This window comes from Pseudemcibacter aquimaris (assembly GCF_028869115.1).
Taxonomy (GTDB): domain Bacteria; phylum Pseudomonadota; class Alphaproteobacteria; order Sphingomonadales; family Emcibacteraceae; genus Pseudemcibacter; species Pseudemcibacter aquimaris.
Window position 1 is genome coordinate 2,390,406 of record NZ_CP079800.1, and the last position, 25,659, is coordinate 2,416,064.

28 protein-coding genes and 5 pseudogenes are annotated in these 25,659 nt (G+C 42.8%); 11 read left to right on the plus strand and 22 right to left on the minus strand.

The window, feature by feature from the left end; genetic code table 11:
- Positions 1-16: 16 nt before the first annotated feature.
- Complete coding sequence (locus KW060_RS11230; RefSeq protein WP_249037028.1) at positions 17-745, plus strand: lysophospholipid acyltransferase family protein; 729 nt, start codon at positions 17-19, stop codon at positions 743-745.
- Between the two features lie 84 nt (positions 746-829).
- Here the strand turns inward: KW060_RS11230 and KW060_RS11235 are convergent, their stop codons facing one another.
- On the minus strand, positions 830-2,485 hold the full coding sequence (locus KW060_RS11235; RefSeq protein ID WP_249037029.1) for a SulP family inorganic anion transporter: 1,656 nt from the start codon (positions 2,483-2,485) through the stop codon (positions 830-832).
- A gap of 225 nt (positions 2,486-2,710) precedes the next feature.
- Here KW060_RS11235 and KW060_RS11240 point away from each other — a divergent pair, with 225 nt between their 5' ends.
- Entirely contained in the window at positions 2,711-3,646 is a 936-nt protein-coding gene (locus tag KW060_RS11240; RefSeq protein ID WP_249037030.1) for a hydrogen peroxide-inducible genes activator, read from the plus strand.
- Between the two features lie 124 nt (positions 3,647-3,770).
- Complete coding sequence (locus tag KW060_RS11245) at positions 3,771-4,244, plus strand: phosphoribosyl-AMP cyclohydrolase (protein WP_249037031.1); 474 nt, start codon at positions 3,771-3,773, stop codon at positions 4,242-4,244.
- Positions 4,245-4,304: 60 nt separating this feature from the next.
- On the opposite strand, the gene KW060_RS11250 is transcribed toward KW060_RS11245, so the two are convergent.
- Complete coding sequence (locus KW060_RS11250) at positions 4,305-5,402, minus strand: serine hydrolase domain-containing protein (RefSeq protein WP_249037032.1); 1,098 nt, start codon at positions 5,400-5,402, stop codon at positions 4,305-4,307.
- A gap of 251 nt (positions 5,403-5,653) precedes the next feature.
- Between KW060_RS11250 and KW060_RS11255 the strand changes: the two genes are divergently transcribed.
- Positions 5,654-6,580 carry an AraC family transcriptional regulator gene (locus tag KW060_RS11255; RefSeq protein WP_249037033.1) on the plus strand — a complete coding sequence of 309 codons (927 nt, stop codon included), beginning with the start codon at positions 5,654-5,656 and terminating at the stop codon, positions 6,578-6,580.
- Positions 6,581-6,646: 66 nt separating this feature from the next.
- Here KW060_RS11255 and KW060_RS15950 read toward each other — a convergent pair.
- From KW060_RS15950 to KW060_RS11320, 14 genes and pseudogenes are all read right to left on the minus strand, one after another.
- A pseudogene (locus KW060_RS15950) lies at positions 6,647-7,438 on the minus strand (DMT family transporter); the annotation flags it as partial.
- Positions 7,439-7,513: 75 nt separating this feature from the next.
- Positions 7,514-8,257: pseudogene (locus tag KW060_RS15955) on the minus strand (nucleotidyl transferase AbiEii/AbiGii toxin family protein); the annotation flags it as partial.
- Positions 8,223-8,636 carry a DUF6088 family protein gene (locus tag KW060_RS11265; protein WP_249037035.1) on the minus strand — a complete coding sequence of 138 codons (414 nt, stop codon included), beginning with the start codon at positions 8,634-8,636 and terminating at the stop codon, positions 8,223-8,225. The gene KW060_RS11265 and the pseudogene KW060_RS15955, both read right to left, overlap by 35 nt.
- Positions 8,637-8,935: 299 nt before the next feature.
- Positions 8,936-9,274 (minus strand): helix-turn-helix domain-containing protein, encoded by a 339-nt coding sequence (locus KW060_RS11270; RefSeq protein ID WP_249037036.1) that lies wholly within the window; start codon positions 9,272-9,274, stop codon positions 8,936-8,938.
- A 74-nt stretch (positions 9,275-9,348) separates the two neighbouring features.
- Positions 9,349-9,531, minus strand: a complete 183-nt coding sequence (locus tag KW060_RS11275) for a DUF6900 domain-containing protein (protein ID WP_249037037.1) — start codon at positions 9,529-9,531, stop codon at positions 9,349-9,351.
- Positions 9,524-9,742: a hypothetical protein gene (locus KW060_RS11280; protein WP_249037038.1), complete on the minus strand. Its 219-nt coding sequence runs from the start codon at positions 9,740-9,742 to the stop codon at positions 9,524-9,526. The genes KW060_RS11275 and KW060_RS11280 overlap by 8 nt, the downstream gene beginning before the upstream one ends.
- Before the next feature lie 72 nt (positions 9,743-9,814).
- Entirely contained in the window at positions 9,815-10,261 is a 447-nt protein-coding gene (locus KW060_RS11285) for a helix-turn-helix domain-containing protein (RefSeq protein ID WP_249037039.1), read from the minus strand.
- Positions 10,258-10,638 carry a DUF6362 family protein gene (locus KW060_RS11290; protein ID WP_249037040.1) on the minus strand — a complete coding sequence of 127 codons (381 nt, stop codon included), beginning with the start codon at positions 10,636-10,638 and terminating at the stop codon, positions 10,258-10,260. The genes KW060_RS11285 and KW060_RS11290 overlap by 4 nt, the downstream gene beginning before the upstream one ends.
- Positions 10,635-10,877, minus strand: a complete 243-nt coding sequence (locus tag KW060_RS11295; protein WP_249037041.1) for a hypothetical protein — start codon at positions 10,875-10,877, stop codon at positions 10,635-10,637. The genes KW060_RS11290 and KW060_RS11295 overlap by 4 nt, the downstream gene beginning before the upstream one ends.
- A gap of 86 nt (positions 10,878-10,963) precedes the next feature.
- Positions 10,964-11,551, minus strand: a complete 588-nt coding sequence (locus KW060_RS11300) for a sigma-70 family RNA polymerase sigma factor (protein ID WP_249037042.1) — start codon at positions 11,549-11,551, stop codon at positions 10,964-10,966.
- A 212-nt stretch (positions 11,552-11,763) separates the two neighbouring features.
- Positions 11,764-11,946, minus strand: coding sequence for a hypothetical protein (locus KW060_RS11305; protein WP_249037043.1), 183 nt, complete (start codon positions 11,944-11,946; stop codon positions 11,764-11,766).
- A 52-nt stretch (positions 11,947-11,998) separates the two neighbouring features.
- Complete coding sequence (locus KW060_RS11310) at positions 11,999-12,424, minus strand: hypothetical protein (protein ID WP_249037044.1); 426 nt, start codon at positions 12,422-12,424, stop codon at positions 11,999-12,001.
- Positions 12,405-13,757, minus strand: a complete 1,353-nt coding sequence (locus KW060_RS11315; RefSeq protein ID WP_249037045.1) for a recombinase family protein — start codon at positions 13,755-13,757, stop codon at positions 12,405-12,407. The genes KW060_RS11310 and KW060_RS11315 overlap by 20 nt, the downstream gene beginning before the upstream one ends.
- The gene (locus KW060_RS11320) at positions 13,754-14,194 is read right to left on the minus strand and encodes a DUF2924 domain-containing protein (protein WP_249037046.1); all 441 of its coding nucleotides are present in this window, start codon (positions 14,192-14,194) and stop codon (positions 13,754-13,756) included. The genes KW060_RS11315 and KW060_RS11320 overlap by 4 nt, the downstream gene beginning before the upstream one ends.
- 765 nt (positions 14,195-14,959) lie before the next feature.
- On the opposite strand from KW060_RS11320, the gene KW060_RS11325 reads away from it, so the two are divergent.
- Complete coding sequence (locus tag KW060_RS11325; protein ID WP_249037047.1) at positions 14,960-16,363, plus strand: tyrosine-type recombinase/integrase; 1,404 nt, start codon at positions 14,960-14,962, stop codon at positions 16,361-16,363.
- A gap of 267 nt (positions 16,364-16,630) precedes the next feature.
- On the opposite strand, the pseudogene KW060_RS11330 reads toward KW060_RS11325, so the two are convergent.
- Positions 16,631-17,703 (minus strand): annotated as a pseudogene (locus KW060_RS11330) (ISL3 family transposase).
- A gap of 261 nt (positions 17,704-17,964) precedes the next feature.
- On the opposite strand from KW060_RS11330, the gene KW060_RS11335 reads away from it, so the two are divergent.
- The 3 genes from KW060_RS11335 (at position 17,965) to KW060_RS11345 (ending at position 20,400) form a co-directional block, all read left to right on the plus strand.
- Positions 17,965-18,963 (plus strand): HindIII family type II restriction endonuclease, encoded by a 999-nt coding sequence (locus tag KW060_RS11335; protein WP_249037048.1) that lies wholly within the window; start codon positions 17,965-17,967, stop codon positions 18,961-18,963.
- A 235-nt stretch (positions 18,964-19,198) separates the two neighbouring features.
- Positions 19,199-19,459 carry a helix-turn-helix domain-containing protein gene (locus tag KW060_RS11340; RefSeq protein ID WP_420833190.1) on the plus strand — a complete coding sequence of 87 codons (261 nt, stop codon included), beginning with the start codon at positions 19,199-19,201 and terminating at the stop codon, positions 19,457-19,459.
- Positions 19,429-20,400 carry an IS30 family transposase gene (locus KW060_RS11345; protein WP_249037049.1) on the plus strand — a complete coding sequence of 324 codons (972 nt, stop codon included), beginning with the start codon at positions 19,429-19,431 and terminating at the stop codon, positions 20,398-20,400. Before KW060_RS11340 ends, KW060_RS11345 begins: the two co-directional genes overlap by 31 nt.
- Before the next feature lie 32 nt (positions 20,401-20,432).
- Here the strand turns inward: KW060_RS11345 and KW060_RS11350 are convergent, their stop codons facing one another.
- From KW060_RS11350 to KW060_RS11355, 3 genes and pseudogenes are all read right to left on the minus strand, one after another.
- The gene (locus KW060_RS11350; RefSeq protein ID WP_274757250.1) at positions 20,433-22,325 is read right to left on the minus strand and encodes a hypothetical protein; all 1,893 of its coding nucleotides are present in this window, start codon (positions 22,323-22,325) and stop codon (positions 20,433-20,435) included.
- Positions 22,326-22,349: 24 nt separating this feature from the next.
- Positions 22,350-22,568 (minus strand): annotated as a pseudogene (locus KW060_RS15960) (DUF1156 domain-containing protein); the annotation flags it as partial.
- Positions 22,568-22,828, minus strand: a complete 261-nt coding sequence (locus KW060_RS11355; protein WP_249037051.1) for a hypothetical protein — start codon at positions 22,826-22,828, stop codon at positions 22,568-22,570. The pseudogene KW060_RS15960 and the gene KW060_RS11355, both read right to left, overlap by 1 nt.
- 143 nt (positions 22,829-22,971) lie before the next feature.
- Here KW060_RS11355 and KW060_RS15965 point away from each other — a divergent pair.
- Positions 22,972-23,166 (plus strand): annotated as a pseudogene (locus tag KW060_RS15965) (transposase); the annotation flags it as partial.
- On the plus strand, positions 23,121-23,354 hold the full coding sequence (locus tag KW060_RS11360) for a hypothetical protein (RefSeq protein ID WP_249037052.1): 234 nt from the start codon (positions 23,121-23,123) through the stop codon (positions 23,352-23,354). The pseudogene KW060_RS15965 and the gene KW060_RS11360, both read left to right, overlap by 46 nt.
- Before the next feature lie 523 nt (positions 23,355-23,877).
- Here the strand turns inward: KW060_RS11360 and KW060_RS11365 are convergent.
- Positions 23,878-24,300 (minus strand): lysozyme, encoded by a 423-nt coding sequence (locus KW060_RS11365; protein ID WP_420833191.1) that lies wholly within the window; start codon positions 24,298-24,300, stop codon positions 23,878-23,880.
- A gap of 98 nt (positions 24,301-24,398) precedes the next feature.
- Here KW060_RS11365 and KW060_RS11370 point away from each other — a divergent pair, with 98 nt between their 5' ends.
- Positions 24,399-25,340, plus strand: coding sequence for a COG2958 family protein (locus tag KW060_RS11370; RefSeq protein WP_249037054.1), 942 nt, complete (start codon positions 24,399-24,401; stop codon positions 25,338-25,340).
- Here KW060_RS11370 and KW060_RS11375 read toward each other — a convergent pair.
- The gene (locus KW060_RS11375; RefSeq protein ID WP_249037055.1) at positions 25,337-25,633 is read right to left on the minus strand and encodes a hypothetical protein; all 297 of its coding nucleotides are present in this window, start codon (positions 25,631-25,633) and stop codon (positions 25,337-25,339) included. The two genes, KW060_RS11370 and KW060_RS11375, sit on opposite strands and share 4 nt — an antisense overlap.
- Positions 25,634-25,659: the final 26 nt, after the last annotated feature.

Here is a 25,659-nt window from a genome sequence, read left to right on the forward strand (position 1 = left end):
AAGAGCCAGCGTCAAATTGCTGATCATTTTTTCAGTGACGCTGGCTCTTCTCCCCCCATATTTGATTACATTTCCATTTGGCAAACGGTTCAGAAGGTTTTTTTCCTATCCATTTTATCGCACCCTTGTCCACACTGCCGGGTTAAAACTAACCGTTGTTGGTAACCCCAAAAATAGTGATGCCAATTTCCTGATATCAAATCATGTTTCTTATCTTGATATACCAGTACTTGCCAGCATGACAGATGGTATTTTTGTGGCCAAAGCCGATGTCGCAAAATGGCCAGTGATTGGGTTTCTCGCAAAAATTGGACGTACTCAATTTGTCAGCAGAAAAGCAACCAAAGCGATAGCAGAACGCGATCAGATCGCATCACGTCTAAAATCCGGTGAAAGAATTTTCCTGTTCCCGGAAGGAAGTAGCGGAAACGGTCGTGATATCCTTCCTTTTAAACCCGGACTTTTATCTACGGCTCTCTTACCGTTTGATGGTGTTGATATATCTATTCAACCTGTATCACTTGTCTATGGTGACTTTGATACACAAGAAGAACGCGATTTATACGCTTGGTACGGTGATATGGACCTAGCGCCGCATGTTTGGCGTCTTCTTGGTCAAAAGCAGAAAACAACGGCCAAAATTATTTTCCATAATGAAAAGAAACCTGATGAATTTAAGTGCCGCAAGGAACTTGCAAAGTGGGCAGAGCTTGAAATCAGACAGCAAATGGAACTTTGTGCTTAAAGGCATAAAATGAAAATGGGCCCGTCTTTCTATTAAGACAGGCCCATCATTATTTTTTAATCAGAAGATATTATTTTATGTGCTTCACGCGTATGCCGCTTCGCCTTCTGGAGCACTAGTTTCCTTTCCCTCATCTTGCCCAATCTCAACAACCGCTTGGGCAAGGGCATCATGACGGTTATCAAACCAATGATCATCTGTGATAAGTGGCGCAACATCCAAACCGTGAAGTACGTCGCTCACTGCTTTGTTAATTCCGGCGATATATACTGACTTACCGGATGCAGCAGCATCTTCAACGATTGTCTCAACCGCTTTTACAGCTGATAGATCAAGAAACGGCACACGGGCGAAATCAAGCACTAGAATTTTAACATGACCGTTTGCTTTCTCTCTTACATGGTGACCTAGGTCAGCAGCAGCACCAAAGCTTAATGGCCCACCGAAATCAAATAGTGTCACTGCACCATCCGCACGTGTTAATAGCTCACGCTCCTGTGGATTTTCAATTTCGGCTTCAGAAAGGTTTAGGTTTTTAAGCTGAATTTCTGAAAGCTGTTTGATGAATGCAAGCGCAGCAAGAACAACCCCCACAGCAACCGCAGTAATCAAGTCAACAAACACAGTCAAACCAAGAACAATCGCCATCAACACCAGATCCCAGCGTGGACCTCTATGGGCACGTGCAAGATATCTCCAGTCAATGATATCGTAACCAACTTTGATCAAGATACCGGCAAGGGCTGCGTGTGGGATCATTGATGCTAATGGAGCAAGCACCAATGCAATCGCAAGCAACACCAAACCATGGATCATACCTGATATTTTAAACTGCCCTCCTGAGCGAATATTCACAACCGTACGCATTGTTGCGCCAGCACCCGGTACACCACCGAAAAGACCAGCAACCGTATTACCAATACCCTGACCAATCAGTTCCTGATTTGAATTATGGCGTGTACGGGTCATATTGTCCGCAACAAGTGATGTCAGCAAACTATCGATAGCACCCAATAGTGCAAGTAAGAATGCAGCTTCAATCACGATCAGGAATGATTCTTGTTCAAAAGCCGGCATTACGAATGATGGTAGACCCGATGGCACATCACCAAGGATCGGCGCACCTGCAATCGCTGCACTAAATACAGTTGCAACAACCAATGCAGCAAGCGGCGCAGGAATATATTTCCCAAGCTTTTTAGGCCAGTAGAACACAATCGCAAGTGTCATTAAACCAATGGCAAGCGCAATCCAGTTCGGGTCAATAATCGCACCCGGCACGGATGTTAAAGCAGGAATGGTACCGCTTCCTGATGGTTCATGGCCAAAAAGGCGTGATAGTTGCAACGCAATGATAATTACGCCAATCCCGCTCATAAATCCGGAAACAACCGGATATGGCACAAGACGAATTAATTGACCGACTTTTAAGAAACCAAAGGCAATTTGCAGTAACCCGGCAAGCACAACTGCAGAAAAGACAAGCTCTGGACTACCGCCGAGGCTAGTGTAAACACCAGCGAAAACAACAACCATTGGCCCCGTTGGACCGGAAATATTACTTCCGGTTCCGCCAAACAAAGACGCAAGGAAACCAACAATAATAGCACCATAAAGGCCAGCCATTGGCCCTGCACCTGATGCTTCACCAAAGGCCAAAGCCAATGGTAGCGCAACGATACCGGTGGTTAAACCACCCATAATGTCGCCGCGTAGATTAGAAGTATTTAAGAAACTCATTATAGTTACCTTTATGAACAGTCGTTAAAAAATAAAATTTTTCGCATTTCCTTATGCCGTACTAAAGCATCCCCAGAAATTTATTTGCCTACAATTGATGATTGCTAAACAATTTACTTATGATCGTTATATAATAACAAATCGCTGATAATACAATTTGCTATTTTTCCGAATTTACGATAGATTTTATCTATCACCTATAAAAAATGCAGGAAAACAGCCATTATGCAAGTTGGACATCCAACAATTAAACAGCTCAAATATCTTCAAACGGTTATTGAATTAAAAAGTTTTCGTCAGGCGGCGCTTTCATTAAATGTGTCACAACCGACCGTAACAGCACAAATTGCGGCACTCGAAGAAAATCTTGGCCTAACTTTACTTGAACGTTCAAGAACGGGCGCGCTTCCGACGGCTGCGGCGCGTTCCATGCTGCCACACATTGAATTAATGCTAGATGAAGTTAAAGCAATTCGGGATGTTGCCAGATTTTCACTTGATAGCGGTGCCGGCATTCACCGACTTGGTGTTCCACCAACGCTCGGGCCATATATATTGCCAGATATTATTCCAGGTATTCACAAAACATATCCGGATCTTCGTCTTTTTGTCCGTGAAGATTCGCCAAGGGAAATTGAAAATGGGTTACTAGATGGCCAATTCGATCTTATTTTTACAACCTTGCCATTGGATGTGACCGGGTTAACTGTTGAGCCGCTTTTTGGTGAACCCTTTAGATTATGTGTTGCACCCGACCATGAATTGGCAAAACAAAGCACCGTAAATGCAAACGACATTACCGATCAACGGCTGCTCGCCATTGAAGAACGTCATAGGCTATTTGAACAGATGCAGGGCCTAGCGAATAAATACGGTGCCCGTATCTTACGAGATTACGAAGGAACCAGCCTTGATACCGTAAGACAAATGGTTGGAACCGGAATTGGTATTGCATTTTTGCCTTCACTTTATGTGCGTTCGGAAATTGAACCAAGAAAAGACGTAGCCGTACTTGAACTTGAAGATACACCAACAGACAGAGAAGTCGTTCTCGCTTGGCGCCCAAGTGCCCCGCAACGTCATCTCTATAAAGAGCTCGCTGCCTTCATTCGGTCATTATGCGCCAAGAGATTGAAAAATTATTTACATGTAGATTTATGAGAATAAGGTGATAGATAAAAACTATTGCAAATTCGGAAAAATATCAAATTGTTTTATCATATCGATGCACCTATATACATATTGAATTCATTAAAAACATTCATTTGTAACGAAAGGAAACGCAATGGCGATTACAGAAACTGAATTAGAACAAGCACGTGTCGCATGGGGTGATGCGCTTGTTGCAATCTCAAAAGCTTATGAAAACGGTGGCATTGACGAAGCACGCGGTGTTGCTGAAAATGTACTTGATACAGCATATGGCTACAACATGGGTCCGGTACTATTTAAACCAACACTTGCAAGCGGTGACAAAACATTCCGTCCAACTAAAGAAGGCGCACTTGCCTATTTCGTTGGTCACGATGACAATTTCCCACTTGATGGCGGTTTCGGTCTTAAAGGCTGGCGCGAATGTGAATCAGTCACATCAGCAAGCTTCATCGAAGGCGATGTTGCCATGTGGATGGGCTGGATTTCATTAACGGATAAAGACGGCAATGTAACCACAGTTGATAAAAGCTGGGGTTATAAAAAAGATGAAAACGGAACACTACGCATCGTACATCACCATTCATCACTACCATATCAGCCATAATTTATATTATTTTATAATTACAATCAAAGGCCCCATTCTGGGGCCTTTTTTATTTATCCTTCATTCTGTGTAAAATTCTTCAACAATACTCAATGCAGTACCGATTAATTTCTCATATGACATACCATTATTACTAAGCAGAATTATTGTTCGTTTACCTTTTGGAATTCTGACCATCAAAGATGCATAGCCTTCTACTTCGCCGTGAGCAATCATCAACTCAACGACTTTTTTTTGCGAAATAGAAATTTCGGCTACATCCCAAACAGCACGGGTATTACTATTAAATAAAAAAGCTTTGCTTTCCTTGCTCAATATATTGTTACCATATAAAGCCTGATCCCATTTTAATAGATCACTTACATTAGAATACATAGAGCCACTGGCCCTGAATAATGCAAGATTAACATTACCACCTAAACAATATTCCCCATTAATGGGGGGACAGAACGAATATCGACCCTTAACAGGTTTATATGCATGGGCAAGCATAGATAAGACTTGGCCAGGATAATATATATCGCTATTTATCATATTTAATGGCTGTAAAATCCTTTCATTCAATGCCTCTCCAAATTCTTGCCCTGTTATTGCTTCGATAATAGCGCCTAAAATATAATAATTTGCGCTTGAGTAATGCCTCCCACTATCAGTTTTTATTTCAAGCGGCATGGCTGCAATTAATGATAAAAATTCACTTTTACTAATTGATGCTCTCGATTTTTCCTTAGACCATCCAGGAATTTTAAATTGCCGTGATATACCGGATCTGTGGGTCAAGAGTTGCTTGATAGTAACTGTTTTTGCATACGGCGCTGAGTATTCTGGAAGGTATGTACTAATAACATCATCTAAATCTATTCGTTCTTCTTCTACAAGCATCATAATTAATGCAGCAGTAAAAGTTTTAGATAACGTAGCTATATGATAACGCGTATCTATATCGTTTGGCACTCCCCACTCAATAACAGCAAATCCGTATCCCTTTTGATGCACTAGTTGGCCGTTATCTGATACAAGAGCAGTTCCTTTAAACCCATTTTCTTTAAATATTTGATCCAACTCTTGTACTATTGCTGTTTCCTGTGCCTTAGCCCCAAGTGACATCAAAGATAGAACACAAGAACCCATAATCATTAAAAACCTTGATATTTTCATAAAACTCTCCTTTTGGTTCTCCTCCTAAGAGAGTTCGTAAATAAAGTCGTCCGAAAACGCGTTTTTGGTCGCTTTTTATTTCTTTCTGGTAGAAAACAGCACGTTAAATTATAATTTTTCTTATGAATAACATGCTATTAAATTTTAATATGATCGTCTCCTTCCTGTGCTTGTTAATGTCGATACATTTAATTTTATTACGATCTATTTATAGGCTCCCAGTACTTTTATTAGCAGGATGCTTTTTGACCATGGCATTACAAGCCTTGTTTTTGGATCTATCCGTTTCAAAAGGACACGAAAGTTTTTCGGCAACACTTAAACCAGTAATGCCATTATTGTTTGCACCTCTATCATTTTTATTGTTTCAATGTGCTAGAAAAGTACATTTTAAATTAAGCCCCATTCATATTTTACACGCGCTTCCTGCTATTACAGTTTTCACGCTAATGCTGACACGGTACTTTATCAATATTATCGATATTGTTATTTTAGCAACGTTAATGGGGTATGCTGTTGCGCTTTCGTTTTTAACCTTTAACGGAAAAATTCAATTCCACTTTAATTTTAAGAATAACAATAATCAAAACGCCATTTTTACATGGCTTATCATATTTACTGGATATGCATGGTTCAGCTTTGCGAGTGACGTATTAATTTACATTGAAATCAGTAACGGCGCGGGCATAGTTCACTCCACCTCACTATTTATCACAATTATTTTTAAACTAGCATTGGTTAGCTTTGCCTTTATATTCGCTCTTCAAAAATCGCCCTATTTTGATTGGCTTTATGAGACTAGAGAGTCAAAGCAAACTCATGAGCTCCCATATGATAAAAAACGCGAGTATGCGTTCATCATTAATGAGTTTGAAGCCATATTGAAAAACCCCAAAATTTATACTGATGAGGTATTTTCTCTGAAAGCAATGGCAGATAAGATCGGCGTACCAGCACGTCTCTTTTCTAACGCTATCAATCATAAATTTAGTGAGAGTTATTCCAAACACATGAACCACAGGCGAGTCTGCTTTGCAGAAACCCTCTTGAAAGAAAATCCAGAATTAAACATGACTAATATCATGTTTGATGCTGGTTTTCGCACTAAATCCAGTTTTAATAAAGAATTCAAAGCAATAACAGGTATGACGCCCACAGAGTACCGAAACTCGCTATAGATTACTTAATCTTTTATCGTAATACTGATTTTAATTTTCTGTCGCATTTTTCCGAAAATTGGTCAGCTAAAATTCTCTATGTTTTGGTTTATTTCTCTTTTCATCATCAACCGCACTCACACTGCATACCCAGATACAACACAAAACTATCACTACTCCTAATCCTTGTAACAAGGATAAAGTCTCACCGAGAACAATCCACCCCAGAAAAACAGCTGTTATAGGACTAAGAAAACCAAAGCTCGTAACAGTTGATGGGCCAAGACGTTCAATACCCCGGAACCACAAATAATAAGTCAATGCGGCACCGATCAATCCTAACCACACAATTCCAATTATATTAACCATGGATAATTCAGGAAGTGGCGGTTCAAATATCATCGATAATGGTACGAGTAAAATACCACCAGCTGTTAACTGCCAGGCTGTGAAAGTAAATGTTGAAACAGGTGGTTTCCACTTACGCGTCAACACGACCCCACCTGCCATGGAAAAAGCACCAATAAGTGCCGCAAAAATACCTACAACATCTAACTTAGCATTCGGACTAATTACCAGTAATGCGATCCCGCCTATTCCCGTTACAGCAGATAAAACAGCTGATAATTTCAGTTTGCTCTCTAATACAAAATAAGAAAGCACCAAAACGATAAGCGGTTGCACGGCCCCTAAAGTTGCCGCAATACCGCCTGGCAACCGATAGGCAGCAATAAATAATGCGGCCCAAAATAAAGAGAAATTCAATAGCCCAAGTAACAATATTTTCCCTATCCATGGTGTATTAGGCAACTCTCTGGATATTAAAATTAATAATAATCCCGCCGGTAAAGCACGAAGCATAGATATTGTTAACGGATAGGCGTCGTCAGTTGAGAGCATTTCGTACGCTTTTGTTAAACGATCTGTGATACTCATGCTGGCAATAATGTCACCACCACGGCGATTTTGATCGCTTTCCAAAGATTGATGAGCGCAACTAATAAATTGCTTTTTATCGCTCCAGATAGTTTCCTTGAGTGCCGCCAAATCGTGAAGGTGGCGGATCATTGTGGGATCATCTTTATCTGAAGACCTGTCTCGAACAACTACTCGCCATGTTAATGCGCTCACTTTGTCAGAGGCTGTTTCAATAGGTGAGATGCAAGTTATTTGTGTTTCTGGATCGTCACCCGATAATTCGGACACGATAGATCGTACATCCCGCTTTACAAGTGGTAACCTATGTTCAGAAAATGTCATTTCTAGTTGTAGGTACGGGCGCAAGAACTCTTGTTCAAAACTCATGTCATATTGGACTGGAGCTTTGAAGAAACGATGGCTGTCACCACGCTGAACCTGCCCATCTTCAATTCTAAAGCGTGGGTCAGATATGATATGCGAGATGACAGATTTTCTAAACGAACGCCTGCCACCAACAGATACTTGATCCGGTGAGTATAAAATGAAGTCCAAGTCTTCTGAGAAGCGTTTTATTAAACCAAAACCTTTTGACAGACTGGTTCCGCCAGAGAAAATGGTGCCAACGCCACGATCATTTTCAAAACTGCCAATCGATTTAAGTAGCTGTACAGCATACCAATCTTTTTCAATGAACGCAGGATCGATACCTGTTTCAGCAGCAGCTTCAAGAATAAGGTCACGATTAAGCATATTGTTCAAAGGATACGTACTTTCCATTATAACCAATCTTACGAGAAATACGCCCTTTAACTCCGATCACACGCCCCGTTGGAACTTGCGTTGATTTTCCTTCATTGTAAAACTTTTGTGCCTTTGACGGCATAATCTTAATGCCCAGTTTATTCAGGGCTTCTTGAGCTAACTCTGGCAAAGGCTTTTCAGGTATTGTTGCCCCGCTGAGTGCAGATTGTTTAGCACGTGCATATACGCCATAGCCAATATTAATCAATAAGCCTTTTTGTACCAACTGTCGTAGAATACGACCAACTTGGTCATAGCCCCCAATGTCTTCAAAATCTTGGCGCACAAACACGCTTAACGCACTACGTTTAACGCGATAAGTGATTTTTCCTTCTAATGTGTTTTTAATCGCCATAGCTAATCCTTACAAATATACGACATCTATAATTACAAATATACGACATTTTCATTTAATTTTCAAGCCCTTTAATCATTGTATCATAGTAACTTATATATATGATTAATAATATTTGAGTGCAAGTAACTGACATTTATGAGTTTAGTTTCCGAGAGTAATTTCATGAAATACACTTACAATCCATGAAAAACACTTATATTTCAGCCATTTTGTGAAAAACGCTTACAAATATGCATTATAACGCATTTATTGGCGCAATTTATGCGCTTTAACGCATGTCAGGGTTTGAACCCAGATTACTGTTTCTTTGCCACCCGCTTCTTGGGAACGGTAAGGCCTATATCCTGTAATTTTCGTCCCAGCGTATCATCCTTAGCCAAAAGCAATAGATCATCTTCTAAGTTGAGGCAAAACAATACACTGGCATACGCGCCAAATGTCACACCGCTGTCACCATTTTCAATTTTACGCAGCGTTGTGCGCGTCATTCCAGCGCGCTCCGCCAACATACTTGCTGTGATTTTGCGGCGCAGGCGGGCCAGCTTAATATTTTCACCAACGCGCGGTAATAACGCTTCAAGTGTTGGTGATAACACTGCCGTTCTTCTGCCCATCAGCTTGCCCTCAATAGTCATTAAAATGTCCAAATATACCGCTTAATGTAAACTATTATATACATTAACCCGCTTAACGATAAAAATAAGATACGTTATCTTTTGGCATTGAAGCCTGCCTCATACGCCTCCTGCAAAGCCTCTTTCAAAGACCAGACGGCCACATCGTGAAAATCAAGGCTGTCGCTGTTGCGGGCTTCCAGCGTTTCAAGGCTCAAATGCTTCTTGGCGATTTCCGTTAAAAGCTGATCGATTTGTTGTTGGGTGGCTTTAGGCATATTCACCCTCCTTGAAAACACGGTCGGTGATATGTTGTAGGTCTCTGGCAATGTCTGCTAAAAACCCTGCGTCGCCCCAGCGTATGTCATCAGGGTTGGTTTCAAAATGATCGGCGCTTGCCGCTTGCAGGCGCTCCAGCATCTCGTCAATGTGGGCTTTGTGTTCGATAAAGGCGTCCAGCGCGGTTCTTTTTTCCTGTGTGTTTGTCATTGGTTTGTCTCCTTTGTTGGTAGCAGTAACGCTTCATTCTCGGAAGCTATCAAGTCAATTGATGATCTTTCCTCATCGCGGCATGCGCATGTTACGCACAACCCCAGCTGTTATCTTTTCTATTTCTTTTTTAAGGTGTTCTTTTCTTCCTTTATATGGTGTGGACGGATCTGTCGTGTCTGGAGTGGACGAATCTGTCCGGTTTAGAGTGGACAGATTTGTCGTGGTAAGTTTTGAGCTGTGGATAAGTATCGACTTATCCACATGGTAGATATTCGATTGCCCACGGCCACGTTGCTGTATTGTCAGCAGCTTGTGATCTTCTAATTCGGCAATGAAACGCTGCACATTCCTGGGGGAACAGCCAAGCTCTTCGCCCAGCGTTTTAAGCTTGGGAAAAGCCTGGCCATCCTTGTTGGCATATTGAATTAACCGCGCACAGCAGAGCTTTGCGCCGTGACTTAAATCCGTACGGCGCAAGATATCATTGGGGATTGGGGCAAACGTCAATTGGCTCATATTCGTGCGGCAATTTTACCCAGCGCACATTTATACATCTCCCACGCCTTTGTGCGCCCGACACCGAGCTGGTTACAAATCAGCTTCCAGCGCACACGTTCGGCACGTTGCCAGACAAGTTTGCGCTCATCCACATCCAACCAGCGCAGCCATACAAACAGCACTTCTTCCATTTCGGTGATGTCATTGGAGGTCGGCCTGATCCGCATGGGCTGTTTTTCCATCTGCAGGATTTCCATTTCATCGCGTTTGATGGCAGGCCACGCGCTGAAATAGCCTTGCACTCGTTCTTCAGGCAGGCGATGCAATGTTCGTGCAGCTTCGCGGATGCGATCTTCAACGTATTTTTGTTTTACGGTAACGGTCTTTTCGTTCATGAGCGCACCTCCACGATAGGATTGGAAGGTTGCTGTTCACGCTCAATAGATTTGAGTTTGATAATCCCATCGATCCAATGCAAAGCTCGTCCGACTTCACGCACCTCTTTGATCAGATGCTGTCGTATCATCTCCAGCTCATCATCATCCAAATTTTTCAGATGCCCCACTGGTGTGTGCTGCACCCATTTAAAAACGGCATCGCCAATATTGATTTTTTCTTCTACGGACAGTGTCATGTTTTCTCCTTTTAGGTTTTGTTGGTCCTAAAAGGCAGGTACCCGGTTGGTTAAAAAAACGACGACGACCAGGGACGTTTTTTTTATTATTTTTTCATTAACTCTTTAGCACCTGATTTTTCTAAATATTTTCGCAGCTTTTTTGCTTTGCTCGACAGGGTTGTCCGAGGTATTTTTAAAATATCTGCTATTTCCGAAATAGTGTGTTCTTGCATTAAGGAATATAAATCTTGCAATTCCTTAGGCATGTCTTGAGATATTTTTTTCATATCAATGTTAATCTCAATTTCTCGATACTGTTCCAAGGAACTTGGATTGTTCCATATGTTTTGATCACTTGAAATTTTATCGATTAGCGCATCATTATTTGCTTCATCTGATTGAAAAGGCATTGAAAGAGAAACATTTTTTGTTCCAGTCCAGCGCTTTTGTGTTTCTGCATCCCTTATGATCTTATGAGCTTTGTTATTGATTGAGGTCTTTATAAAGCTTCTCCTGTCACCCTGATTTTTATCAAACTTTGGCCATGCCAAAAGATACGCAAGCATTAACTCTTGCTGTAGATCTTCATAATCATCGTATGTAAAAAATGGACTTCTAATCAGCTGTTTCACTTTATAACCAATAAAAAAAGCGGCGTAGGAATCCACGCCGCCGTAACGATTGTTCGACATCCTTCATTCCTCTGTTTTGGATGCGGAGGGATTTCCGCACAGAGGGAAGGATGCAAAAAATACAGCGGGTTACAGCTCTTGGTTGAAGCAATGAGCGCATTGCAACATTGCCAAATACCTAAAACCCTTGTGTTAACTGAAATTGCAATTATTTTTTGAGCACATAAAGCGCTTCAACTACATTTTTGTCATACAAAGGAATGCTTTAACCGTCATATGTTTCGTTTCTTTTTGGCAATAATCGCCAGCGCAATGATTTTTGATATTTCTTCAATGCGCTCTGAAGCAGTCATATTCTGAGCCGGTTTGGGTTTATCTTGCATGATAGGATCTCCTTTTTTGTTCCTATTCACGCTGGTAACCGAAAGATCTAAAAAATGACGATCTGAATGCATAAAAAAGCGCCTCAAAAGAGACGCCAGTTACGCAAAAGCTATGTGTTATAAATTACACAGGATCATCAAATCCAAACATTGTCCTTTGTTCTCGCCATGATACTGGGAAGCCGCGCACCACATTCTGTAGCGTTAAAGCCCGTGGCTGCTGCCCATCCATAATCGCTTGAATGATATCAGGTGCAAGCAGTGTTAAACGCATCAGCCGATACATATGCGTAATTTCTGTTTTCTCTTTTTCAGCCAGCTCTTTTGGGGATGCGTATTTGCCTGAATCTAGCTTCTCTTGCCAACCAAATGCTTTCACCAGCGCTGATACAAATGTCATATCCTGTTTCGGCCCTTCAGCTTCTACAATGGCTTTGATATTTTTACCGTTGGGTGAGACGATTGTTTTACGGCTTTTACGCCGTTTAAAACTCACTGGCACGGTAATACTTAAAATCTTGGTTTCATCATCATAGGCTTGCATGCTCATCTGTTTTTCCCTTTAGCTTATTCGTTATTGTTGAAAATCCATCCATGCGCAGATTGATCTTTACCGCATCCGTATTGACGGCGACGCTCTCAACCAGCAGCTCGGCAATACGCTGTTGCTGCTCCAGTCCCAGCGCCTTCCAAAACACATCGAAATCTTTGATCTCTTTGCGAAGCTCTTCTAAGCCAAACCCTGTCGGCGCATCTTCATGCGCCTGAATAATGCCGTGTGTTTTGCTTAGAATTTCAGGTGAAGTGATCAGTTGCTTTAAATGCCCGACCACCAGCGCATCAATCTCACCTGCGGGCAAAGGACCAACCTCGCAAGCCTTATAGTGCTGGTGAATGGCCTTTGTAGGCGTGTAGTAACGGTATGTCCGGCGACCTTTAACTGTGAAGCTTGGTGTCATAGCGCAATCACAACATTCGCATGTGATGAGACCTCGCAATAATGCAGGATGACGGTTGCGCGTATAATTACCGCGTGCCACCCGATCTTCTTTAAAAACATCATTGGCTTTATCGAACAATTCTTGAGAAATTATGGCTTCATGCAATCCTTCATAGACTTGGTCTTTGTGAACGATTTTCCCAATGTAGATCTTGTTTTTCAAAAGGCGATATAGATACTGTCTGTTCGCAACTTTACCACCGCGCTCTTTTCCTGTGCCGCTGACATAGCGCTTGGTGCGAAAGCCATCTTTTTCAAGCTCAACCAGAAGCTTCTTCATAGATTTTAGCGTGGCAAAGCGCTGGAAAATATGGCGCACCCATTTGGCTTCATCCTTATCAATATAAAGCTCTCTGTTTTTCACTTGGTAACCCAGCGGGATAGCACCGCCCATGAAGATGCCTTTTTTCTTGGAGGCGGCGAATTTATCGCGGATACGTTCGCCAATGACCTCACGTTCAAACTGTGCAAAGCTAAAGAGAATGTTCAGCGTCAGTCTGCCCATTGAGTCCTTTGTATTGAAATGCTGCGTGACGGATACAAAGCTCACATCATGTTCATCAAAAACCTGTACCATCTGGGCAAAGTCAGCCAACGACCGCGAAAGACGGTCAATTTTATAAACCACCACCACATCGATCTTACCCGCTTTAATATCTTCCATCAGTTGCTTGAGTGCGGGGCGATCCATATTCCCACCCGTAAAACCGCCATCGTCATAACGTGTGGGCAGTATTTCCCATCCTTCATGTTGCTGTGATTTGATATAATTTTCTCCAGCATCGCGCTGAGCGTCCAACGTGTTATAATTCTGATCCAAACCTTCTTCAGTAGATTTACGCGTGTAAACTGCGCAGCGTATTGTGTCTTTCTTTGCTCTCATGCTACGCGCTCCTTTACGGATCTGGTCAGACCAAAGAAGGCATTGCCGTTCCAGTTTGTGCCAGTGATTTTGCGGGCGATACCGCTCAGGCTCCTGTAAACAACGCCCTGATATTCGTATCCATCCACCAGAACCGTAACGTGATGCTCGATATCATCATGTTCGCGAATTAACTTTGTGCCAGCGACTGGTTTATCAACAATCTGTTTACGCTTTGGCGTTTTGCCATGAACAGCATCATAAATGCGGTCTTTTATATCTTGGGGCAGGCCGCCATATTCCATTTCTTGCATGCGATAAGCCAGCCTGTTTACCAAAGTGGATTTATTAAATTTAGGCGGCGGGCAATCAAAATAGCTTTGCCATAGGTCACGTAAATACTCTGTCTTCTGATAAGGCAGAAGCGCAATGTCCTTTTCTATATCATTGTTATACATCGGTTTTCCCTTCCGTTTTTATGTTAGACATGAATGCTTCGCTTTGGCACTTAGTCCAGCGGAAACTCTCACTTCTAGTCAGGTATCCGGTTGATCTAAAAAACGACGATAAAACATAGATTTTTTTCTAACTTTTTTTCGGAGATGCGGTTTGAGATTACGAACTTTGAAAAATGGCATTGAAGAAAATACAGTAAAAACAAAGGGTAAATAGCTGTCGGTCGAATACCATCCAGCCGACAGCTTTCTGAGAGAATGGCGTGATTTTTTGAAAAAGATGGTGTTTTTGGGGGAGCGTGTTGCCTGAGCTTGTGAACAGCTATGGTCTGAAAACCGCGCAGAAACTGGGGTTTTAGGCACAAAAAAACCGTCCCTAACTAGCGTTAGAACGGTTCGTAAGTAGTAAATTGGTTGCGGGGGTTGGATTTGAACCAACGACCTTCAGGTTATGAGCGGATGCTAAATTACTGTTTTGATTGTGCTTTTTGACCATTAGAATTGCGAAATAGCACTCTAACCTTTTGATATGTGGCACTTAGTTTTCTGAGTCGAGGCTAAATCATTTTCGCCCCGCTTCTTCCCGATTATCAGAAACCTTTGCTCCCATTAGTGCACTTTTAGTGCACGTTTTTAAGGGCCATACGCAGCAATTCTCTGGGCTAATTTTGTTTTCGCGCTGATTTATTATCCTATTGATATAACTTGATAATAACGCCGTTCCAAGCATCCTTATACGCATAGAAATTCAAATTTGTGTAGATGCTTATGCCAAAACTAACCAAAACATATGTCGAAAGAGCCCAACCAAAAGACAAGCCCTACTTCCTGTTTGACGACAGCTTGAGCGGTTTCTGCCTGCGTATTACGCCCAATGGCAAGAAAACCTATTACGTTCAGTATATGGTGAACAAGAAGATCAAGCGTGTGATCATCGGGCGGCATGGAATCTTCACCACTGAGCGCGCACGTAATCAGGCAATTGTTTTGCTCGGTGAAATTAAGGCTGGCGCAGACCCCCAGAAAGAAAAGTCTCAACGCCGCCAAGAACTATACGTCACTCAGCTTGCAGAGCGGTACATGGAGGAACATGTTACTCCACATTGTAAGCCTTCGACCCGAGATGGCTACCGTCGTTACCTGGACAAACACATCCTGCCTTTCTTTGGCGACATGAAGATCCGTGACGTCCAACGTTCTGATGTGGCAGAGTTCCATCACTCGCTAAGGCACATTCCTTATGAGGCTAATCGCTGCCTTGAGGTCATTTCCAAAATGTTCAACCTCGCAGAGATGTGGGGTCTACGTGATGACCACACGAACCCAAGACGTCACATTAAGAAGTACCCATCAAAGGCGCGTGAGCGGTACCTGAGCGAGGCAGAAGTAAAACGCCTGAGCGCAGTTCTTGATGAAGTGAAACGCTACCCAGACGAAAATCTGGCTGCAGCTTATTGTATTCAATTGCTTCTATTGACCGGCTGCCGTCTGGGTGAAATCCGCTCCCTTAAGTGGGACTATGTTGACCGTAAGCTACAGGTGCTCAAACTGCCAGATTCAAAGACTGGGGCCAAATACGTTTATGTCGGCAATACGGTCTTCAACCTTCTGGACGAGATATACGATCACCCAGCGCGCCCTGCAGACAACCCATATGTTATCTGGGGGCTGAATGAGGGCTGCCACCTAGATAATGTCCAGAAGCCATGGCGGCGGTTCCGTAAGATGGCTGGTATTGAAGATGTTCGCATTCACGACCTACGCCACAGTTTTGCATCTTTTGCCGTCAGCAAGGGCATGAGCCTTGCGATGATTGGACGACTTCTTGGACATACTCAAGTTCAGACCACTGCACGCTACGCCCACCTTATGGCTGCACCTATGACAGAGGCAGCCAGTCAAGTGACAGACGTTCTGGGTGAATTGATGAACTTGGACACTGAGATGAAGAAACAAAAACCACGGCGCAGCAAGCCAAAAGGCGTTATCGCTGGCACAAACATTAAAGCCCCGACTTTCCTATCTTCAGATCAAGCCGCTAAATATCTCAATGTCGCCCCTCGCCTAATGGAAAACTGGCGATGGCGCAAGGTTGGCCCTAAATACGTCAAGGTAGGCAATCGGGTCCGGTATGAACTGAATGACCTAAAATCATTCATTTCTAATAATTAGGCGCAACTCCATACCAAAATAGAGCTATTACAGGAATTATTGATAGACACTGGATCATATTCTGAACTCTTCCAAAAGACCCCGCCAGGGTGATCCGGTCCTAGCCATCTAAAAAATGCCGTCGAGAATGAGACGGTGATTGGCAGCAGGACGACCACCATGGCCACAAACTGCAGATAAAAAGGTTCAAAAAATGCCTATTTGGCATCGTCCATTAACAACCCCACCAGTGTATTCTAAGTAAAAACTATCTGGCTCTTCGATGTTTCACTTGGATTTGAATATATCGCCGAGTGGGTCTGAGATTAAGTAGATCATGGTGATGAATATCCCGGTGTTGCGATCTCCTCTGGCTCGCGCCCTGCGGCTTAGAACAGTCCGTTCATTGCTTCCATACGAGTGTTGCTGTGGGTTGACGCCCAACGTTGGAGAATGCGTTTTTGATGTTTTTTGACAGTATCAAAAGCATTGCGGATGGCTTCGAACAATGGTCCATCTGGGATTCTCGCACGACGCAGCCAATGCAACTTCTCCTTGATCCGCCAAGCGACGGCGGTCAGGAAATCACAGGTTTCCTGTTCGGCCAATGCCATCGCCTGCTTGTCCGTCAACTTGCCGTCAGCAGCCTTCAGGACCGCCCATCGAGTGGCTGCGGGCATTTTCACCAGCTTGTATTCTGCCTTGCGCACGTCGTCCACTGCCCTGGTGAACAACTGCACTACATGGAACCAGTCCACGGTGACAGCGGCGGCGGGAAATTCCTTACCGATGGCGGCGAGGAACGCAGATGAGATGTCGCAAACCAACTCCTTGATGCGCTCTGGCTTACCACCGCGCCGCTTCAGAAACATCTTGAATTCATTGACTGTTTTCTTGCCCTTGCCCGGCATGGCGAAGATCACGGGCTCGCTCTTGCGGTCCGCGTCGATGAATATGGTGACGTAGTTATGGCCCCGCTTCGATGCCGTTTCGTCGAAGGCAAGTGCCGTCAGGCCGGAAAGATCAAGGTGTTCCAGCGCCTTGGCGACGTAGTGCTCGACGACCCGCCACAGCCGCTTGTCGGTGATGTTCATGAACCGGGCAGCAGCAAGCACCGGCATCTCCCGGACCAAGATCATTGCCGCCTGCTCGAACAGTAGCGTAAAGCCGTTGCCCTCGCGGGCCCACGGAACGTTGGCCTGCTTCACGCCATGCTTCGGGCAGGAAAACTCCGTCCCACGTTCCGACTCCAGCAAGATCTCCAGAACTTGGGGCTGTTTGTTCGTGTTGAGGCGTTGTTCGACCAGCCGCCACGGCGGCGTAACCCCAAGGCCTAGAGCCAAGACATCCTGCGCATCCATCGCTTACACCTCCGTTGTCGTCAATGACGACCAAGGGTAGCTGATTACGCACTACATAACTTCTTGAATTCCACTTCAAACTTCGAGCACCCAGCTTGTTAAAAGTGCATTGATTTTTGAAAAAGTTCATTTGAAATCAGGGCAAACTACCGAAATTTAGATATACATTTCAAATTAAAAACACTAAAGTTTCTATGCGGAGATTAATTTAGCAGAATTTAAAAATTAAATAAAAAACTATTGAAATAGTGAAAGTATAAAATGGATAATAATTTACAGGACTTTTTTGATCTATATAACGACATCCAGTTTCGTGAAGAATCGTTCAACTTTTTAACTTGTATCGTAGAAGAACAGGTAGAAAAAAATGGAACAAATAACTTAAATGCCGATGAAGCAATCGTCACTTTAAAAAAGAAAATATCAAATTGGGAAGATATTAAATTTGCATTCTTGCTATGTCATTCTTGTTATATACCTGACCATTATCCGGAAACAGGAAGTGAGGAAACACTTTTTTCGAAACTAATCGAATATTTAATATATGAATGGGGAGTAAGGCTTGGTTACACTTCTATATTGCAAAAAGAAAAATCCACGAAAGAAGATGTGACGTTTTTTAACAACAATGATGTTATTGTATGTGATGCTAAGAGTAATCGTCTGGGGCGAAGTCAGAAATCGCCCAACGTAAAGGACGTAATGAAAACTTCTGAGTATCAGACATGGATAAATCAATATGAAAGTAAAAATAAAGTAGGTGGGTTTGCTACATTCCCATCACTCTTGGAGTGGTCAAAAGGCAGCGAAGTCCACACATATTTAACTGATAAGTCAAACCCCATAATGTTGCTTTACAATGAATACATTGCATTTATGTTACTTAAGAAAAAACAAAATAGCACTTTAATATTCGATATACTCAAAAAGTATCCATCATTATTTCCTGTGAAAATCACTGATAAAAAAGAAGCAAAAGAAAAATATCAGTCTATGGTAGTTCAACAACTTAAATCAATTGATAATGAAAATCAATTCGAACAGTATCTTGCGGTCGTTAAAAAAATCCAAACACAGTTTGTTCAGTTTTCAGTCATGCGGCTAGAAAACATTATAAGAAAAAATATGACAGCTGCGGAGGAAAAAATTAATTCATTATCTAATAATGAATTAATTGAGATGGCAAAAAAATTAGAAGTAGATAAAGCCAATAAAGAATATATTAGGATATTAAAAAATATTCGAAAATTCAGATTGTAAACAACGTGTATTAAATGAGCTAGTTGAGATGCGGTAGTCTCCGATATTCCATGTAATACCAGTTCTGAAAAATAAAGACTCTCTGGGCCTGGTTTGGCTGCCGAAAGTGTGATTCATAGAAGGAAACAATTTGGAGGTTTCCTTGGGCCAGCCATTACCCTTGCGTCAGGATTATGACGCGTCCAGTCTTCGCCGCCTTGCCCGGCAGTCAGAAGATTCGAATCAAACGCGCCGTTTGCTTGCCCTTGCCGTCATATATGAGGGTGGTAGCCGGAGTGAAGCTGCACAGGTTGGCGGCGTTGGTCGTCAAATCGTTCGCGACTGGGTTTTGCGCTTCAATGCAGAAGGTCCTATCGGGTTGCTGGCGCGGACACGAAGCGGGCGACCGGCAAATCTTGATGCTGCACAGGTTGCGGCTAGTTTCAAAAACCAAGTGCAACGCTCGTCCGTTAGGATGGGTCCGCAATGGGAACGAATTATTCACATCTCGGGCTGACCGAGAGATGTGAGATTTACCGTCTGCATGCAGACGGTAAATCTCAACAGCAGATCGCCAATCATATTGGTCGGTCTAAATCCACAATCAGCAGGGAGTTGCGGCGCAATGTTTTATCCCCAGGGGGAAGCTATAAGCCGGGTTTTGCGGATCGCATGAGCTGGGCAAGGAAATTACGTGGCAGTAAACTGGAGCGCCTGACCCCGCTGCGCGACCATGTGCTGGAGAGCCTTGCAATGGGACATTCCCCCGAACAAATCTGCGGCAGGGCCAGACGGACAGGATCAGAGCATAGTCTGACGCCAGAAACAATCTACGCCTGGATTTATAGCCCGGTGGGCCGAAAATGCGGCCTGCATAAACTGCTACCCAAGGGCAAAGCCCGCCGTGGCAGGCGTGTCCGGAAGAAAGGCAAAGAACCGCCAATTCATGGGCGTATGCCTATTCACTTGCGCCCGACCAAAGCACATACACGCGCAGAACCGGGTCATTGGGAAGCCGATCTGGTTCATTTCTCCGGGCAGCGTGCATCACTATTAACCTGTATTGATCGGAAAAGCCGGTTTCTAATGACCCAAAAACTGCCAAACAAAACAGCGGAAACCACCAGCGACGCTCTAACCGACATGTTCGACAGTTTGCCCCGGCGGCTGGTGAAAACGATGACGGTCGATAATGGGGGTGAGTTTTATCAACATCAGCGCCTGCCAATCCGAACGTTCTTCTGCGACCCGCATGCGCCGTGGCAACGGGGATCAATTGAAAATGCCAACGGTGTGTTGCGGCGTATGCTGCCAAGAAAAACCAATATCAATCACTTCACCGACAGCGATATCAACGACATCATGTGGACATACAACACAACGCCGAGGAAATGCCTCGACTATCTCACCCCGCTTGAAGCGCTTGCAAAATCAATGGGCGTTGCACTTGAAATTTGAATCCAGCTCCCCTTCAATTAAATACAGTTCACCTACAATGGCCTACGTTTGCTTAATTTAAACTTTTCAAATTTACGTCTAATCATTTTTTCAATATTCAATAATGCTGATGCCGTATCCTGATTCAAAACGCTAGCAGAATTCGCTATTAAAGCCACGCCGTGTGCAATCAGGCCAATAGATATATCTTCATCACACCAGCCAGAATTTGTAAGAGCGTCAGAGAACCCACTGGAAAGAATCTCTTCAAAGCGCTTTTCTAGCATCTCACTAGAAATTGCCTCTTTAGGTTTCTCAGAAATTCTTGCAACAAAGGTCACACAAGTGTTAACAGCATCTGATGTAACTGCCCTAGGGCGACTTTTTCTCTCAATAGATAGTGGCTGCACACTAGTAATTATCATTGGTGAATTCCTGAAGGATTCGATCAGTGCCGCCCAACCAAGTATAGAGTTATGCGAATAGACAAATGATAGTAAACCATCTTTCTTCAATACCCTAGATACTTCGTTAATAGCTAATGTCAAATCGCGACAGTATTTACTGTGGGCCTCCTCGCCGAATCTTTTACTTGATGCAACCAGTTCATTATCAAAACTTGTTAATTCCTTGCTAAAAAGTTCATTATCGACATGTTTTAGCAACAACCTCTTCCAAGCATAAAAATTATCCGCCAATATGGAATAAAAAATATTATCATAATAAGGTGGGTCCGTTACAACGGCATCAAACATATTATCTGAGTATGGAAGTGACTGAGCAGTTCCATGCCTTACGTCACATTCTCTATCTTCTATCCGTAAGGCTGCTGCTCCAGCAATAATTCGTTTTAACTTGCTCCTTAAATTAGATGGGCCATTAGATGCAGGGTCTGTCTCACAATAATCCCAATACATTGAAATCCCAGGGCCACAAAAAGCCCTTCCAACTTGCTCATTCTGAGAAATCCACATCGACATTCTGCAATTCCAGTCCACAAGTTGATCTACAAGACTTGATAAAATTGAAATGACATAAGTTGCAATATCTTTTCCATACTTATCAGATAAAATAAAGTACTCATCCTTAAGAAAACTCAAAAGTATAACACATACTGCTCTCTGCCTAGGGTTAAATATATCGGAATGAGTTTCTATACCGTACAGTGCTGGATTTACAATCCCAGACCACTTGGGGAGCTTCGATGAAGGAAGAACAGAACCTAATCTAACAAGATGTTTTTCCTCTATGTCATGAATTCGTTTCAAAACATCATCATCCATAGATTTCGCGACGATAAATTTTTTACCCCGATCTTTTTTAACAACTTCTGAAATTATCACTTCTTTTGCATTCTTTACCGATATGTTATCCATCTCGCTAGAGCAATGAGGGCAACTAATTTTGTTTGTTCTTCCGATCCAATTTGTGCTAAGATTAGTTGTGTCTAGATCATTTATTTCATATTTAGGTCCACTTTTTTCTTCTGTGACTACAACACCTAATTTTTGCCCTTTCTTTTTTGATAGCCATTTACGTTTGCTGAGAGAAAAATAAGATTTACATTTTACACATTTGTATTCGTATCCCCATATGTAATTAGTTGTACGGCCTAAAACATTAGAATTTCTATTGGGATACATCTCCTCTGTTTCTACTTCTAACTTATCTAATATATGATCGCCGGAATTCTTTATAATTGACAAAACGTCAACACCTCTAAACTTCCGGCTCAAATTTAAATTCGTCTTTTGAATAAAAACTGACATTTCATTGGCATCCATAGAATAAGAATCTAAACCAAGTGCTGAAATCTCAAAAGGAATTGTTCCTCCTCCACCAAACATGTCTAAAACTTTAGGTCTGTAGCTATAACCTTTTGATAAAAAACTCTTGGCTTCATCAAGAACCTCCTCTGACTCATAATTAAGAGCTAATTTAGCCATTAAATTTTCCGAACTTCGAGAAGTATCTTTGCACACACTAGAAAAAGTTAAGGCCCTCATCGCGCTATGTGGACGTCTTGCCCACCAAACATGTATAGTATGAGAATGCTTTCCACTTGTATAACGCTCAGAGTTACCCGCAACTGAGGCTTCTACATGTAGCAAGCCTGTATCAATAAGTCGTTGTTTGCTTGCTTTAACTCGAGCCAGATTTGGGTACTTCAAACTTTCTCTTTTAACCATTACACATCAACTATCAATTTTGAATTTTTTTTACTTATTCTAAAATAAGAACCGCTTTTAAAGGCTCCTGCAATTCTGACCCCTATAGATATTCGCCTGTATCTGTAATCAATTTTTTTTACACCTAATGAAATGCCATTTACCAAAACCTCAGCTTCCTTAACCGCATCAAATTCTGCAGTAACTTTGTCATCATCTTTCTTAGTCCAATAAATGTACCCATATTTAATGGCTCTTTCTGCAATCCTAATTTCAATCAACTTTAGCTCCCATCTTTTTTACTTATTCGAAATACATAAATCATAACAATAATGACAATAAAGCTTTAATCAAGCTTTTTAGATGTGGGTTAGGTCCAATTGACAAAGTACTTCACTAGCCTCTCAAATATTGTTACCGACGCAGAGGTGGTCGTCCGCCACATGATCAGGTGATGATGTTCAAAATCCTGATTCAGCAGGCAATGTATGATTTATTGGATGACAAAGCAGAATTCATGATCCGTGACCGGTTGAGCTTCATGAGTTTCCTGGGGCTCTTGGTATTGGCGATGTGGAGCCAGATGCCAAAACGATCTGGCTGTTCCGCGAACTCCTAAAAGAAAAGGCTTTCATTAAAAATAAGTTTGAACGTTTTGAACGACATCTTGAGGATCAGGGCTTGCTGACGCTTGACGGAAAAGGCATGGATGCCAACATTGTCGAAGCCTCGCGCCAGCACAATAATGACAAAGAGAAAGAGGCGATCAAATCGGGGTTCTTCGAGGTGTCCAATTACAGAAAATAGAACCTTTCTTTCCGTTGTGACACAAGGTGCGGCATAATGAAGACCGATGGGTTGTTACTGGTATTATTCACATGATCCGCAATGGTTTGCGTCAGTGAGAATCTACTCCGTAATATAGGCTCCATAAGACGCTTTATATCCGTTTTGTTTGTTAGCACAAACTGGGCGCCTTTGATCAAATATTTTTCTGTTTGTAAGCTGCAAACACCTGAAAACCCATGGCGAGGCATCGAGCCTTTTAAGGGCAGGACTTACCCGTCACATCACCGGGACAAAAAGCGGGCTAAATTCCAAATTGCTCGCGGTATGTGATGAGCATGGCCGCGCAGCAAAAACCGAAAAATTACCGGTGGAGTGATGCAAAGCAAAATACAAGAAACGTCACAAGTTGGAGAACATGTTCGCCAAATTCAAAGATTGGCACGGGATTAACATGCGATATGATCAATGCGTGCATCCATTCTTCTCAGCCATTTGTCTCGAAGCAATCGGCATATTGTGACTGAATTAACGTGTCCTGAGCCTAATTGTTATTATTCTCTTGATAAAAACCAGCCTCTGCAACCCTTCGCCGAACCAGCCCTTTCAGTTTGCGGCCACCGGCCCAGATCCAGCGTATAAACTGCTCTGGCACTTCGGCGTGTTCCTCGCGGTTGATCTTACGGCGCAGTGTTGAGCGTTGGAGCGCCCCGCCGCCCAGATTATAGGTAAATGACACCAGCGCATCGAACTGACCGTCTGTTAGTGGCACATTAATCAGGCGCAGGACAGCACGTTCTGCGATCTGGGCATCTTGATGCAATAATTCCTCGGCTTGTGCTTCATCAATGCCTGATGAAAAGTCCTCATCATCTTTAACGACATGACCATATCCGATTGTGGGATAGCCAGCCGGGCAAAAATAAACAGTCCGAGAGAAGCCCTCAAACCGTTTGATCAAGTCCACCCCATTTTGTGTTATCTTCCTCATATTTCTTCTCTTTTCTTGTAATTTCACCCATTACTGATAGGATATTTGGGTACGAAAACTAGAGGGATCGAAGCATGGCGCTAAACTTGGCGAATACCGTTGTTGAATTTTTACAGCAAAATCCGGAGCAAAAATTTACTGCTCGGGAGGTCGCCAATTGGATATTTGAAACCTATCCAGATGAATGCCAACAGAAACTGGAACGAAGTTCTAAGGTCAAGAACGACGATGATCTGGTAAAGCAAATAACGGGTGAGATTTATGCAGTCACGTTTAAAGACAGATTGCAAAAACACGGCATTAAAATGATGGAAGACAGACCGCGACGGTTCTATTTCACCCATGCTACTGATGATGAAGAAATAGCCAAGGCCGAAAGTCATAAGCCTTCACCCGACACAAAAGCGAAAGGGTCTGTGGTAAAAGAGCATGACCTTTACCCCATCCTGTCAGAATTTCTCTGGTCAGAGCTTGAGCTGTACAGCAAACGAATTGATGAAAAGCGATCCCGTAATTCCAGAGGCGCAGGCGGTAATAAGTGGCTCTACCCTGATCTTGTCGGTATGGAAGATCTCAGTTCTGATTGGCACCGTGAAATCAAAGACTGCGTGCAGCAATATGCTAATAAGAAAACCAAACTATGGTCGTTCGAAGTAAAGATACTCATTAACCGCTCAAACGTACGTGAAGTCTTTTTCCAAGCCGTAAGCAACTCATCATGGGCAAACTTCGGCTATTTGGTTGCCAGCGAAATCGAAGGTGCTGATACCTTGAAAGAGCTTCGCATGCTTTCCAGCCTTCATGGCATTGGATTTATACGGCTGGATGCCGAGAACCCATCTGAAAGCCAAATCATGATTCCTGCCAAGGAGCGCATTGAAATTGATTGGGATACGGCGAACAGGTTGACGGAAGAAAACAAAGACTTTCTGCAATATATCAAGTTAATCCGTCAGTTTTATCAAACAGGTGAGATACGCCAGTCTGATTGGGATATGAATACAGAGCAGGATTAATCCTTTTCCAGTGTTCCTATAACTTTCAGGTTCTTGCTACCATATTCAAAAACGCCATGCCATTGCTCTTGCCCGAGGACATCTTTGCGCTCGATCATCAACGTAAAGCGATCAATGCCGTATTGTTTGGCTGTGGCGTAATCTTCCAGCGCGTACCAAGCTTTACGGGCCAGCGTGGTGGCCATTTTCTTGACCGTGTATTCAAAAGCATTCAGTAGCGCTTCCAGCTCGGTATCAGTGCATTTTTCGTTTTGAACATCTTCAATCATGGCCTTGTAAAATAGTTTACTCATACTGTTATCTCCTTGTTTTCAATTGC